Source organism: Rhodococcus sp. NPDC054953 (assembly GCF_053609225.1).
This window is the reverse complement of sequence record NZ_JBSGXD010000005.1, coordinates 1-13,581: the sequence shown is the minus strand read 5'-3', so window position 1 is coordinate 13,581 and position 13,581 is coordinate 1. Positions and strand designations below refer to the sequence as shown.

At 71.5% G+C, this 13,581-nt stretch carries 13 protein-coding genes; 4 read left to right on the top strand and 9 right to left on the bottom strand.

Translation table 11 applies throughout. The features are described from left to right. Window positions 1-7 precede the first annotated feature (7 nt). From ACWF62_RS05170 to ACWF62_RS05140, 7 genes are all read right to left on the bottom strand, one after another. Entirely contained in the window at window positions 8-1,039 is a 1,032-nt protein-coding gene (locus ACWF62_RS05170; RefSeq protein ID WP_378506548.1) for a methionine synthase, read from the bottom strand. After that, window positions 1,036-2,142 (bottom strand): tRNA 2-thiouridine(34) synthase MnmA, encoded by a 1,107-nt coding sequence (mnmA, locus tag ACWF62_RS05165; protein WP_378506547.1) that lies wholly within the window; start codon window positions 2,140-2,142, stop codon window positions 1,036-1,038. The genes ACWF62_RS05170 and mnmA overlap by 4 nt, the downstream gene beginning before the upstream one ends. Beyond that, complete coding sequence (locus ACWF62_RS05160; protein WP_452629560.1) at window positions 2,142-3,419, bottom strand: cysteine desulfurase family protein; 1,278 nt, start codon at window positions 3,417-3,419, stop codon at window positions 2,142-2,144. The genes mnmA and ACWF62_RS05160 overlap by 1 nt, the downstream gene beginning before the upstream one ends. A 63-nt stretch (window positions 3,420-3,482) precedes the next feature. Beyond that, complete coding sequence (locus ACWF62_RS05155; protein ID WP_378506545.1) at window positions 3,483-4,364, bottom strand: lysophospholipid acyltransferase family protein; 882 nt, start codon at window positions 4,362-4,364, stop codon at window positions 3,483-3,485. Beyond that, entirely contained in the window at window positions 4,361-5,131 is a 771-nt protein-coding gene (locus ACWF62_RS05150) for a GNAT family N-acetyltransferase (protein ID WP_378506544.1), read from the bottom strand. Before ACWF62_RS05150 ends, ACWF62_RS05155 begins: the two co-directional genes overlap by 4 nt. A 175-nt stretch (window positions 5,132-5,306) precedes the next feature. Next, window positions 5,307-6,260, bottom strand: a complete 954-nt coding sequence (locus tag ACWF62_RS05145; protein WP_378506543.1) for an electron transfer flavoprotein subunit alpha/FixB family protein — start codon at window positions 6,258-6,260, stop codon at window positions 5,307-5,309. Window positions 6,261-6,305: 45 nt separating this feature from the next. Then, window positions 6,306-7,091 carry an electron transfer flavoprotein subunit beta/FixA family protein gene (locus ACWF62_RS05140; protein WP_378506542.1) on the bottom strand — a complete coding sequence of 262 codons (786 nt, stop codon included), beginning with the start codon at window positions 7,089-7,091 and terminating at the stop codon, window positions 6,306-6,308. A gap of 197 nt (window positions 7,092-7,288) precedes the next feature. Between ACWF62_RS05140 and ACWF62_RS05135 the strand changes: the two genes are divergently transcribed. Genes ACWF62_RS05135 through ACWF62_RS05125 form a run of 3 tightly spaced genes read left to right on the top strand, consistent with a single transcriptional unit; the run spans window position 7,289 to window position 10,922 of the window. Continuing rightward, window positions 7,289-8,137 (top strand): class I SAM-dependent methyltransferase, encoded by an 849-nt coding sequence (locus tag ACWF62_RS05135; protein WP_378506541.1) that lies wholly within the window; start codon window positions 7,289-7,291, stop codon window positions 8,135-8,137. A gap of 20 nt (window positions 8,138-8,157) precedes the next feature. After that, window positions 8,158-9,672 carry a 1,4-alpha-glucan branching protein domain-containing protein gene (locus ACWF62_RS05130; RefSeq protein WP_452629624.1) on the top strand — a complete coding sequence of 505 codons (1,515 nt, stop codon included), beginning with the start codon at window positions 8,158-8,160 and terminating at the stop codon, window positions 9,670-9,672. A 5-nt stretch (window positions 9,673-9,677) separates the two neighbouring features. Then, on the top strand, window positions 9,678-10,922 hold the full coding sequence (locus ACWF62_RS05125) for a glycosyltransferase family 4 protein (protein WP_452629558.1): 1,245 nt from the start codon (window positions 9,678-9,680) through the stop codon (window positions 10,920-10,922). A 68-nt stretch (window positions 10,923-10,990) separates the two neighbouring features. Here the strand turns inward: ACWF62_RS05125 and ACWF62_RS05120 are convergent, their stop codons facing one another. Together ACWF62_RS05120 and ACWF62_RS05115 are read right to left on the bottom strand one after the other, a co-directional pair. Next, window positions 10,991-11,731, bottom strand: a complete 741-nt coding sequence (locus tag ACWF62_RS05120; protein WP_378506539.1) for an acyltransferase — start codon at window positions 11,729-11,731, stop codon at window positions 10,991-10,993. Window positions 11,732-11,748: 17 nt separating this feature from the next. Beyond that, a complete protein-coding gene (locus ACWF62_RS05115; RefSeq protein ID WP_378506538.1) occupies window positions 11,749-12,009 on the bottom strand; it encodes a hypothetical protein in 261 nt (86 codons plus the stop codon). Window positions 12,010-12,269: 260 nt separating this feature from the next. Between ACWF62_RS05115 and ACWF62_RS05110 the strand changes: the two genes are divergently transcribed. Further along, window positions 12,270-13,574 (top strand): outer membrane protein assembly factor BamB family protein, encoded by a 1,305-nt coding sequence (locus ACWF62_RS05110; protein WP_378506537.1) that lies wholly within the window; start codon window positions 12,270-12,272, stop codon window positions 13,572-13,574. The last annotated feature ends 7 nt before the right edge of the window (window positions 13,575-13,581 follow it).

Sequence of the window (13,581 nt, the reverse complement as noted above, 5' to 3'; positions counted from 1 at the left end):
CCCCCATTCAATCCTTCGCGGTGAGGTCCGCGCCGTCGGCGAAGGCGCGCGCGATCTCGGCGGAACGGCGCAGCGCCTCGCGGGACCAGGCGCCGCTCGCACCGGCAAGCCCGCAGGCCGGGGTGACGAGGACGCGCTCGGCGAGGGCGGAGCGGGGGAAGCCGAGACGGTCGACGAGGACCGCCGCGGGCCGGGCGAGTTCACGCCAGGACGGCGTCCGCTCCGGTGCCGCGGTCGGAACCAGGCCCAGCGCCAGCGACAGCCCGGAGTCGAGCAGTTCGCCGACCCCGTCCAGGTCCGCGGCCCGCAGCACACCCGCATCCAGCCCCACCATGGCTGCGCCGCTGCGGCGCAGCAGGTCCAGCGGGGGCGACGCGGCGCAGCAGTGCACGAGGACCGGGACCGGCACCGTCGCGATCGCCTGCTGGAGGACCGCGAGGGCCTCCGGTTCTGGCAGGGCTCGCGGCGTCTGCAGGATCGACACCCCGGTCAGCGTCCCGTCCAGCACCGACCGGAGTCCCGGCTCGTCGAGCTGGACCAGCACCGGGGAACCCAGGCGCCGCCGCACCTCGGCAACGTGCCCGCGCAGGCCCTCGGCCAACGATTCGGTGAGATCCCGGAGCGCACCGGGGTCGGTGAGCGCGCGGTGCCCCCCGACGAGTTCCAGCTGCGACGCCAGCGTCAGCGGTCCGACGGCCTGGACCTTCACCGGCTGCTCACTGCCGCGGCGACCGGCCAGCTCCCACGCCTCCTCGAGGGCGTCGAGGTCGCGGGCGAGCAGGTCCCGCGCGAGTCGGGTGACCGGTCCGGTCCGCTGCGCGACCCGGTAGCCGGTGGTGGAGGTGTCCAGCGGCAGGTCGACGAGCAGGGCCGCGGCCCGACCGATCATGTCGGCGCCGAGACCACGCGCAGGCAGCTCAACCAGGTGCGGCAGCTGCGCGGCCTCACCGACGACGACGGCCGCGGCCTCGCGCGGGTCGACGCCGGGCCAGGACCCTACTCCCGTCGCGACGCCGACCGGGAACACCGTGTCGGTCAACGCAATTCGCTGTCGGGCTCGCCCGAACCGCCGGCCCCGGCGATGGTGCCACTGCCGAGCACGATGTCACCGGCGGAGTCGCGGCGGTACAGCACCACCGCCTGCCCCCTGGCGACACCGGTCAGGGGCTCGCGCAGTCGCACCTCGAGGCCGCCGTCGACCTGCTCCGCGACCGCCTCCGCCAGCCCGCCGTGCGCGCGCACCTGCACGGTGCACTCGACGGGACCGGCAGGCGCGGACCCGGACGTCCAGATCGGCCGCTCGGCGCGGATCGTCCACACCTGGAGGCGTTCCGCGGACCCGACCCGCACGGTCCCGGTGTCCGGTTCGATCGCGGTGACGTAGCGCGGGCGCCCGTCGGCGGCGGGTCCCGCGACACCGAGCCCCTTGCGCTGGCCGATCGTGAACCCGTGCACGCCGTCGTGGTCGGCGAGTTCGGCGCCGGTGTCGGCGTCGACCACCTTGCCCGGGCGCACCCCGATCTTCGCGCCGAGGAACGCCCGGGTGTCCCCGGACGGAATGAAGCAGATGTCGTGGCTGTCGGGCTTGTCCGCGACCGCGAGCCCGCGCGCGGCGGCCTCCTCCCGGATCCGCGGCTTCGGAGTGTCCCCGACCGGGAACATTGCGCGGGACAGCTGCTCGGCGGTCAGTACCCCCAGCACGTACGACTGGTCCTTGTCCGCGTCCACGGCGCGCCGCAGGACGCCGTCGGCGAGTCGCGCATAGTGCCCGGTGGCGACCGCGTCGAATCCGAGTGCCATGGCCCGGTCGGCGAGCGCGGCGAACTTGATCTTCTCGTTGCACCGCAGGCACGGGTTCGGCGTCTCCCCCGCCGCGTAGGCGGCGACGAAGTCGTCGATCACGTCTTCCTTGAACTGATCGGCGAAATCCCAGACGTAGAACGGAATTCCGAGCACGTCCGCGGCGCGGCGCGCATCGCCCGCGTCCTCCTTCGAGCAGCAGCCCCGCGATCCCGTGCGCAGGGTGCCCGGGGCCGTCGACAGCGCAAGGTGGACGCCGACGACCTCGTGTCCGGCCTCGACCGCTCGCGCCGCGGCCACCGCGGAGTCGACACCACCGCTCATCGCCGCCAGTACCCGCATCAGTGTGATCCTCTCGTGCCCTGAAGTCGCCGTGACCCGGCCCCGGCCATCCCCGCGGCGCGGGCCCGGTCGACGACCTGCGGCAGTGCCGCCAGCAACGCGTCGACGTCGGCATCGGTGGACGTGTGCCCGAGCGAGAAACGCAGCGACCCGCGCGCGATCCTGGGGTCGATCCCCATCGCGATCAGCACGTGACTGGCGCGGGCCACCCCGGCCGTGCATGCGGATCCGGTCGAACACTCGACGCCGGACGCGTCCAGCAGCATCAGCAGCGAGTCGCCCTCGCAGCCGGGGAAGGTGAAGTGCGCGTTGCCCGGCAGCCGGTCGGCTCCGAGCGGGCCGTTGAGCACCGCGTCCGGAACAACCGCCCGCACGCCGTCGACCAGCCGGTCACGCAGACGAGCGAGCTCCGCGGCACGGAACTCCCTGTCCGACACCATCGTCCGCAGTGCCGCCGCGGACGCGACGGTGGCCGCCGTGTCGAGTGTGCCCGCGCGCAGGTCCCGTTCGTGCCCGCCGCCGTGCAGCAGCGGAACGCACGGCACCTGACGGCCGAGGAGCAGCGCTCCGGCCCCGTGCGGGCCACCGAACTTGTGCGCGGCCACGCTGAGTGCGGACAGTCCGCTTGCGGCGAAGTCGACCGGCAGCTGCGCGGCGGCCTGGACCGCATCACTGTGCATCGGCACGCCGAATCCTGCTGCAATAGACGCAAGTTCAGCGATCGGCATGACCGACCCGACTTCGTTGTTCGCCCACATGACGGTGACCAACGCGGTCTCGTCGGCGTGCGCCTCGAGTTCCCGGCGCAGATCCGCGGGGTCCACGCGGCAGTCGGCGTCGACCGGCAGCCAGGTGATCTCGGCGCCCTCGTGCGCGGCGAGCCACTCCACCGCGTCGAGCACCGCGTGGTGCTCGACGGTGCTGGTTACGATCCGCCTGCGTCGCGGGTCGGCGTCGCGGCGAGCCCAGTAGATGCCCTTGACGGCAAGGTTGTCGGATTCGGTACCGCCAGAGGTGAAGATGACCTCCGACGGCCGGGCCCCGAGGTCGGCGGCGATCGACTCCCGCGACTCCTCGACCCGGCGGCGGGCCGCCCGCCCGGAACCGTGCAGTGAGGACGCGTTGCCGACCGTGGCGAGCACGGCGCTCATCGCGGCGATCGCCTCCGGCAACATCGGCGTGGTTGCGGCGTGATCGAGGTACACCGGCGCGGATCGCGGTGCTGGCGCGCGATCGGGTTCACCGGCTCCGGTGGAGTGGGGGCGGGGCGAAGTCATGACCCGACCAGGATAGCCCGTCGCCGATCGGGTGCCGGACGCCGACCGTGCAGGTAGGCGGGTTCAGGCGGCGACCGGTGAGCGGACCGCCCCCGCGGGGGGCGCCGCGTCGGCGGACGACGAACCGGTCGGGCTCCCGCCGTTCCGGAACGGTCCATGCCCGCCCCGGACGAGTCGCTCGCAGCGGGTCGCCAGTTCCCGCCGGTCGGTGCCGGGCCGTTGGAGCGGGGCCAGCCGGACGTCGATGTGCACGTCGCGCAGCCGGACCACCCGAACCAGCGAGCCGACGAGGGTCTGCTCGCCGACGAAGCAGGCCCCGGTCGCCGGCCCGCCCGGCCCGACGTACCGCAGCGCGACGGGGGCGACCGGTGTGCCCGCGTCGATCGCGGCCTGGAACAGGGCGGGCCGCAGGCGGCCACCGGCCCGCCCGCACCAGGTGGTGCCCTCGGGGAACACGACGACGCGCCGCCCTCGGCGCAGCAGCGCGGTGACCTCGTCGACGACGGCGGGCAGCGCACGCAGCCGCGCCCGGTCGATCGGCACCACCCGCAGGCGCCGGGTGAGCGGCCCGATCAGCGGCCAGTCGAGCAGGTCCGCGCGGGCAACGTAGGTGCCGGGGTCGACGGCGGTCAACGCGAGCACGTCCAGCCAGGAGACGTGTGCGGCGACGACGAGCACTCCCCCGGCACCCGGGGCGGGGTCCCGCTCGTCGCGAACCCGCAGTCGCAGCCCGAGGATCCGCAGCACCGAACGGGCGTAGCCGCGATGCAGTCCGGATCGCCACCGCGGTGGCAGGGCCGCGGAGGCCACGAGAACCGGCAACCCGGACACCAGCACCGCCACCCCCACGCACCGGAGCCCGGTGCGCACCGGGCCAGCGCGGCGGCCGTGGTCGCTGACGCACCCGTCGCCGCACGGGCTGGACGGCATCCAGGCGTGGGTCATCGCACCGTCACCGGAACCGACCGCAGCCGCTGCAGGTAGCGCGGGTCGACGTCGTGCGCGCCGAGCAGCGCGACGAAGTCGGCGACGCCGAAGCCCGGGTCGTGGGCGGGCTCCCCGCAAATCCGGGCACCGAGCCGCAGGTAGCCGCGCAACAGCGGCGGCAGCACCGGCCGGGCGGTGGGCGCGGGCCCGGCCATCCCGGGAACCGGGCGCAGCGGGCGGACCCGACGATTCGGCGGGCTCGCGTGCTCGGCGAGCAGACGGTCGCGGACCGCCCGGACGTTCGCGCCGTCGTCCGCGTCGCCCGGCATCCGCATCGGCACCGACACGCACCCGAGCGCCCACCGGGGACCGGCGAGGTCGAGGTAATTCAGCATCCCCGCCCACATCATCGCGAGGACCGCCCCGTTGCGGTGCCCGGGGTGCACACACGCACGCCCCAACTCGACCATCTCGCCGTGCAGCGGGGCGAGGGCGGAGATGTCGAATTCCGTTGCGGTGTACCACCCCCCGGCCGCACGTGCGGCATCCGCGGTGAGTATCCGGTAGCAGCCGACGGTCTCATCGGTGATCTCGTCGCGTACCAGCAGGTGCTCGCAGTACTCGTCGAACCGGTCGGCCTCGCGTCCGTCGGCGGCATCATGGACGAATCCCGGCTCCGCGGCGAACACGGTGTGCCGCAACCGTTGCGCGGCGTCCCGGTGTTCGCGGTCGGAGGACAGGTGCAGCGAATAGCGGCCGGTGGCCTGGACCTCGGTGACGGTCATGCCATCAGCGTCGACGCGGCGGGAGGCGTCCCGGCGTCACCGACGTGTCGCGTCGATGGCAGCGGGGTGAAGAAACAGCGGCGGCCCCGCCCCCATCGGGAGCGGGGCCACTGCAACCGTGCGTGATTTTTACCCCGGTCGGGGTAGAAATCACGCACGGTGCGCGGAGCGCGACTCAGCCCTTGTGCGCCTTGACGGCCTCGGTGAGCTGCGGGGCGACGTTGAACAGGTCACCGACGATGCCGTAGTCCGCGATCTCGAAGATCGGGGCCTCTTCGTCCTTGTTGACCGCGACGATGGTCTTCGAGGTCTGCATGCCCGCGCGGTGCTGGATGGCGCCGGAGATGCCGAGCGCGATGTACAGCTGCGGGGAGACCGTCTTACCGGTCTGACCCACCTGGAACTGGCCCGGGTAGTAGCCCGAGTCGACGGCGGCACGCGAGGCGCCGACCGCGGCACCGAGCGCGTCGGCGAGCTCCTCGACGACCGAGAACTTCTCGGCCGAGCCGACACCGCGGCCACCGGAGACGACGACGGACGCCTCGGTGAGCTCCGGGCGGTCGCCACCGACGATCGGCTGGCGGGAGGTCACCTTGACGGCGTTCTCCTCCTGCGCCGGGACGTCAACCGCGACGCGCTCGGCGGCACCCGCCTGCGGGGCGGCCTCGACGGCACCCGGGCGGACCGAGATGACCGGGACCTCGCCGTTGGCCTTGGCATCGACGGTGAACGCGCCACCGAAGATGGAATGGACGACACCGTCGGCCTTGACGTCGATGACGTCGACGAGCAGGCCGGAGCCGATGCGCGCGGCGAGCCGACCGGACACCTCCTTGCCCTCGGTGGAGGCGGCGGTCAGGACGGCGGCCGGGGAGACGGACTCGACCAGCGCGGCGAGAACGTCGACCTTCGGGGTGATCAGGTAGCCGTCGATGTCGTCGGACTCGGCGGCGTACACCTTCGCGGCGCCGGCGGCGGCGAGCGCGTCCTGCAGCTTGTCCGCGGTCCCGGCGGGGCCCGCGACGACGGCCGCGGGCTCGCCCAGGGCACGGGCGGCGGTGATCAGCTCGGTGCTGACCTTCTTGAGCGCGCCCTCGGCGTGCTCGACGAGCACAAGTACTTCAGCCATTGCTTCCTTCTCCTACGTGTGTGTCTGCTGGTTGGGGGGCGCGGATCAGATGATCTTCTGACCGACCAGGTAGGCGGCGATCTGGTTGCCGCCCTCCCCCTCGTCGGTGATGCGCTCGCCAGCGGTACGCGGGGGCTTCGGGGTGGACGCGGTGACCGTGGTTGCGGCGTTCTCGACACCGAAGATGGCCGGGTCGAGGCCGATCTCGGCCAGCGTGAGGACCTGAACTTCCTTCTTCTTCGCGGCCATGATGCCCTTGAAGGACGGGAAGCGGGGCTCGTTGATCTTCTCGGTGACCGAGACGATCGCGGGCAGCGGCGCCTCGAGCGCGAAGACGCCCTCGTCGGTCTCCCGCTCGCCGGTGGCCTTGCCATCCGCGATGGTCAGCTTGCGCAGGTGGGTCAGCTGCGGCAGGCCCAGGTACTCGGCGATGATCGCGGGGACCGCACCGGCACGACCGTCGGTTGCCTCGTTGCCCGCGATGACCAGCTCGACGCCCTCGATCTGGCCGAGCGCCGCGGCGAGCGCGTACGCGGTCTGGATCGCGTCCGAGCCGTGCAGGGCCGGGTCATTGAGGTGGATGGCCTTGTCGGCACCCATGGACAGCGCCTTGCGGATGGCGTCGGTGGCGCGGTCGGGACCGGCGGACAGCACGGTCACCTCGCCGCCCTGGGCCTCCTTGATGAGCAGTGCCTCTTCGACGGCGCGCTCGTTGATCTCGTCGAGCACGGCATCCGCGGCCTCACGGTCGAGCGTGAAGTCACCGTCGGTGAGCTTGCGCTCGGACCAGGTATCGGGAACCTGCTTGATCAAAACGACGATGTTCGTCATGGGTCTTCGTCGACCTCCTGTGTCTGTCTTCTCAGCTGTCTGTCTTCTCAGCGAGCGGCTCCGCGGTGGCCGAGCTCTCGGGTATTCATCTACTTCGCACGATGACCGTGCGTCACACTACAACACACTAAGTTACCAGTGGGTAACTTAGTGTGGAAATGCCCTGCCGGAACGACCCGAACGACCGCGCGGGGCCTGTGATCTGGACCACCGCGACCCGCGGTGGAACACGTGGCAGTAAATTGGCAGCGGTGAGCGACTCTTCTGCACCGACCACCGCCACGACCGGCGACCACGCGACCCTGCCGCTGACCGGCGAGCGCACCGTCCCCGGCGTGCCCGAGGAGAACTACTGGTTCCGCCGCCACGAGGTGGTGTACCAGCGGCTCCTCGATCGTTGTTCCGGGCGGATCGTCCTCGAGGCTGGCTCCGGGGAGGGGTACGGCGCCAACATGATCGCCGACGTCGCGCGGCAGGTCATCGGCCTGGACTACGACGCGTCCGCGGTCGAGCACGTGCGCGCGCGCTACCCGCGCATCGACATGCGGCAGGGCAACCTCGCGGACCTCCCCCTCGACGACGCCTCCGTCGGGGCGGTCGTCAACTTCCAGGTCATCGAACACCTCTGGGACCAGGCACAGTTCCTCGCGGAATGCTTCCGGGTGCTGACCCCGGGCGGCGAGCTGCTGATCAGCACCCCGAACCGGATCACCTTCTCCCCCGGCCGGGACACCCCGCTCAACCCATTCCACACCAGGGAACTGAACGCGGCGGAACTCACCGAACTGCTCGAGCAGGCCGGCTTCGAGGTGACGACGATGACCGGCGTGCACCACGGGCCCCGGCTGCGCGACCTCGACGCCGAGCACGGCGGATCGTTCATCGACGCCCAGATCGACCGCGCCCTCGCGGGCGAACCCTGGCCCGCGGACCTGGTCCGGGACGTGGAGTCGATCACGATCGACGACTTCACCCTCACCGAGGCCGACATCGACGCCAGCCTCGATCTGGTCGCGGTGGCCCGCAAACCCGGCGCGCACACGTGAGCGCCCCCCGCCAGCCGGGCATGTTCGCCCTCGTTCTGCATTCCCATCTGCCGTGGCTGGCCAACCACGGCCGATGGCCGGTCGGCGAGGAATGGCTTTACCAGTCGTGGGCGGCGACCTACCTGCCGGTGACCCGGGTGCTGCGGACCCTCGCCGCCGAGGGTCGGGAGAACCTGCTCACCCTCGGCATCACCCCGGTCCTCGCCGCGATGCTGGACGACCCGCACAGTCTCGACGGCATGCACCACTGGCTCGGCAACTGGCAGTTGCGCGCCAACGAGGCGGCGTTGATGCCCGGCCGCGCCCGCCGCGACCTCGGTGCCCGCGAGCACCGGCTCGCCGCACAGGCCCTCGCCGACTTCGAGGAGCGGTGGCGGCACGGCGCCTCCCCGGTGCTGCGCCGGTTGATCGACGACTCGACGATCGAACTCCTCGGCGGTCCGCTGGCCCACCCGTTCCAGCCGTTGCTGCATCCGCGGCTGCGTCGATTCGAACTCGGGGAGGGCCTTGAGGACGCGCGAATGCGGTGGGGCACGAGGCCGTCCGGGATCTGGGCGCCGGAGTGCGGTTACACCCCGGGGATGGAGGTCGAGTACGCGGACGCTGGCGTCACCCACTTCATGGTGGACGGGCCGTCGCTGCGCGGTGATACCTCGGTGGGGCGGCCGGTCCGCGACTCGGACGTGGTCGCGTTCGGGCGCGACCTGCAGGTGTCCTACCGGGTGTGGTCACCGAAATCCGGCTACCCCGGGCACGGCGCGTACCGCGACTTCCACACCTACGACCACGACACCGGGCTCAAGCCGTCCCGGGTCACCGGCAAAACCGTCGACTCGAAGGACAAGGCGCCGTACGACCCGGAGCTGGCGGCGGCGGCCGTCGACCGGCACGTCGACGACTTCGTCGCCACCGTCGTCGACCGGATCCGCAGCGAACACAACCGGACCGGAAGGGACGCCCTCGTCGTCGCCGCGTTCGACACCGAACTGTTCGGGCACTGGTGGTTCGAGGGACCGCAGTGGCTGGAGAAGGTGCTCCGCGCGCTGCCCGAGGCCGGGGTCGACGTCGGCACGCTGTCGCAGGCCCGGGACCGCGGGTACGTCGGTGCACCCGTCGATCTCGCGGACTCGTCATGGGGCAGCGGCAAGGACTGGCGGGTGTGGGCGGGCGACCAGGTTGCCGACCTGGTGCAGCTGAACGCCGAGGTCGTGCAGACGGCGCTGGACACCGTCGACAAGGCCCGCGGGTCCGCGGGCCGTCGTGCGGTGCGCGACCGGGCCAACGACCAGATCCTGCGGGAGGCGATCATGACCGTCCAGAGCGACTGGGCGTTCATGGTGAGCAAGGATTCGGCGGCGGGGTACGCGCGCGACCGCGCCCACAAGCACGCGCACGCCACCAGGGAGATCGCCGACGCGGTCGCGTCCGGGCACGCCGACCGCGCGGACCGGCTCGCCGCCGGATGGAACAACGCGGACGGGCTGTTCCCCGGCCTCGATGCACGCCGACTGCCCGACGACGTCGCGGAGGGGTGACGGAGATGAAGGTTCTGATCGTGTCGTGGGAGTACCCGCCCGTGGTCGTCGGCGGCCTCGGCAGGCACGTCCATCACCTGGCGACCGAGTTGGCCGCGGCCGGGCACGAGGTGGTCGTGCTCTCACGCAGGCCCACCGGCACCGACGCCTCCACCCACCCGACGATCACCCACATCTCGGAGGGTGTCCTGGTGGTCGCGGTCGCCGAGGACGCCCCGCACTTCGTCTTCGGCGAGGACATGCTCGCGTGGACCCTCGCGATGGGGCACGCCATGGTCCGCGCCGGGGTGGGGTTGGCGCGTCCCGGCATCGGGGAGGGCTGGCGCCCCGATGTCGTGCACGCCCACGACTGGCTGGTCGCGCACCCGGCGATCGCGCTGGCCGAGTACTTCGACGTGCCGCTGGTGTCGACGCTGCACGCCACCGAGGCGGGCAGGCACAGCGGCTGGCTGTCGGGGACGATCAACCGTCAGGTGCATTCGGTGGAGTGGTGGCTCGCCAACGAGTCCGACTCGATCATCACCTGCTCCGCCTCGATGGAGGAGGAGGTCAGTGAGCTCTACGGACCGAACCTGGCGCCGATCACGGTGATCCGCAACGGGATCGACGTCGCGACCTGGACCTACCGGGACCGGGCGCCGCGGTCGGGTCCGCCCCGGCTGCTGTTCGTCGGGCGGCTCGAATACGAGAAGGGCGTGCAGGACGTGATCGCGGCGCTGCCCCGGATCCGGCGCAGCCACCCCGGCACCACGCTCGCCGTGGCTGGCGAGGGCACCCAGTACGAGTGGTTGCGCGAGCAGGCCCGCACGCACCGGGTGCTGCGGTCGGTGAACTTCCTCGGGTCGCTCGACCACACCGAACTGCTCGGCTGGTTGCACGGCGCGGACGCGATCGTGCTGCCCAGCCGCTACGAGCCGTTCGGCATCATCGCACTCGAGGCCGCGGCCGCGGGCACACCGCTGGTGGCGTCCACCGCGGGCGGGCTCGGCGAGGCGGTCGTCGACGGGGTGACCGGGTTGTCGTTCCAGCCGGGTGACGTGGACGGCCTGACCTCCGCGGTCCGGGAGGCCCTCGACGATCCGACGGCCACCCAACTCCGGGCCCGGGCGGCACGGGACCGGCTGACGGAGGACTTCGACTGGCATCAGGTCGCCACCGACACCGCGCAGGTCTATCTGAGCGCCAAGCGCCGGGTCCGGCACCCGCTGGCCAGGCCCGAGATCCCGCAGCGCCCGCTGCCCGGCCGGTAGGCGGCTCCGCCGCCCGTGAGTCCTTCTGGCCCCCATCGAGGCCACAAGGACTCACGGGCGCGCAGCGCCTATCCGGCTGCGGCCTTCTTGCGTTCGATGTCCTCGAGCGCGGCGATGTACTTCGCCCGCTCCTCGGCACCGGCCTCCCACGCCTCCCTGCGGTTCTTGACGACCTTCGCAGGCGCCCCGACCGCGATGCTGTAGTCCGGCACCTCGCCCTTGACCACGGCGTGCGCGCCGAGCACGCAGCCCCGGCCGGTGATCGTGTTGCGCAGCACCGTCACCTTGGCCGCGATCCAGGTGTCGGGACCGATCCGCACCGGACCCTTGACGATGCCCTGATCCTTGATCGGGGTGTTGACGTCGTCCATGCGATGGTCGAAGTCGCAGATGTAGCACCAGTCCGCGACGAGGGTGGAGGCACCGATCTCGATGTCGAGGTAGGTGTTGACGACGTTGTCCTTACCGAAGACCACCTTGTCGCCGATGCGGAGCGAACCCTCGTGGCAGCGGATGGCATTGCCGTCACCGATGTGAACCCAGCGTCCGATTTCCAGCCGGGACAGCCCGGGCGTCGAGTGGATCTCCACCCGCTTGCCGAGGAACACCATGCCGCGCAGGATCACGTGCGGATTGGCAAGCCGGAACTTCGCGAGGCGGTAGTACCGCACGAGATACCACGGCGTGTACGCCTTGTTCGCGAGCACCCACCGGAGGGAGTCGCGGGTAAGGAACTTGGCCTGGTCCGGGTCGGTCCGCCGGGATCCACGCCACCTCGTGCGCAACGGTGCGCCCCACATGCTGGTCATGACCGGACAGCCTACGGTCACCCATGGTGAGGTCGATCACGGCCCGGCCCCGATTCGGGTCCGACGCGGTCGAGCCCACCGAGGATCAGGGCCGCCACCACCGCGCCGACCGCGACCACCGCAACGGCAAGGAGCGAGCCGGTCATCACCCCGATCAGTGCGGCGCTGCCGACGATGAGGGCGACCACGATCACGGTGCCTGCCAGGGGCGTACCCAGCAGGTGGTCGACGTCGCCGGTGGGCCGACCCGTCCCCACCTTCGCTCCTGCCGAACCCATGTGTCCATTGCATCACAGATAAGGCCAACAAATTGGCTAATTTCTCGGACTAATGGTCGCGGGGAATTGCGCCGTCCCGAACTCGCGAACTCATTCCGTGCGCGGAAATTCGAACCACTGTCCGCCACGTGAATGAATGCCACGCCTGCAGTTCCGCAAATCGGGTGGCGTTCCGCTCGGCCGAGCACGGGGCGGGTGAACGCCCCACCCGCCCCGGCCAGATAGTGTGCAGCGAGCGAAATCCACACGAGGAGTGATGAATGCGGCGGGTCCTTCGGTCGACAGCGATATCGCTGGCAACGGTGTCGGCGCTGCTCGCGGCCGGCTGCGGCAGCGACTCCCCGGCGACCGCCATCTACTCGCCTGCCGGCTGGCCCGCGATGCACGCGGACGCAGGCAACAGCAACAGCAGTCCGGTGACCGGATCCCGATCCGTGTCGTTCGACTGGTCGCGCCCGCTCGGCGCGCCAACCGCGACGCCCGCCTCGGTGGCGTCGACCGGCCAGATCTTCGCCACCACCGGTTCCGATCGCGGCTGCAACCTCTGGTCGTTCGAGATGGACAGCGGACGCAAACGCTGGTGCACCCGCATCGGCCCCGGCGTCGCGGCGTCAACGCCGATCGTCGACACCGCGACCAACGTCTACATCGGCGAGGACGGCGCGATGAGCTCGTTCACCGAGATGGGGCAGTTGCGGTGGCGAACGGTTGTCAGCGGCACCCCCATCTCCGCCCAGTTCACCGGGGATGGCAACGTGCTGTTCGTCACCCAGTTCGGCGTCGTCTCCGTCCTCAGCCCGCAGACGGGCAAGGAAATCGTTCCGTCCTATCAGCTGGTCCCGGCACCAACCATCGAGCAGGGCCAGAACATTCCCCTGCCGCCCGCCGCCCAGGGCCTCGACACCTGTGCCCTCGGATCGTCACCGGAGTGCCCGGTCGCGAACACCCCCGCCATCGATCTGGAGACGGGCCGCTTCTACCTCACCGTGTGGCGTCCCGGACGCCCCGCCGCCGAGCTGGTCGCAATGCGATACCGCGACGGACAGCTCACCGAGGAATGGTCGTCCGGCGTCGTCCCCGGCGGCAGCGCATCGAGCCCCGTCCTCTCCGCGGACCGCGCCACCGTCTACGTCACCGACACCAGGGGCGTGCTGTTCGCGCTCGACGCAGGCACCGGAGCCGCCCGCTGGCAGCAGGACCTCGGATACGTCGCGGCGGGCAGCCCGTCCGTCTCCGCCGACGGGCTGATCATCCCCGCAGGCGGGCCCGACGGTCACCTGCTCGCCCTCCGCGACCTCGGCGACCGGGGCGAGATCGCCTGGGAGCGCAAGGAACTTCGACATCTGGGTGACCCCGCCCAGACCGCGGGCGGCACCGGCTACACGACGGTCCGGGACGGCGCCGACGGACTCGCGTTGATCACCTTCGACACCGGGACGGGTGAGACGGTCGACCGGGACGCGCTGCCGAACGCGTCGGGCTACCCCGTCGGCACCTCGATCGGGCCGGACGGCGAGGTCCTCACCTCCAGCGCGATCGGGGAACTGTTCGTGTTCACGCCCTGACCGGGGC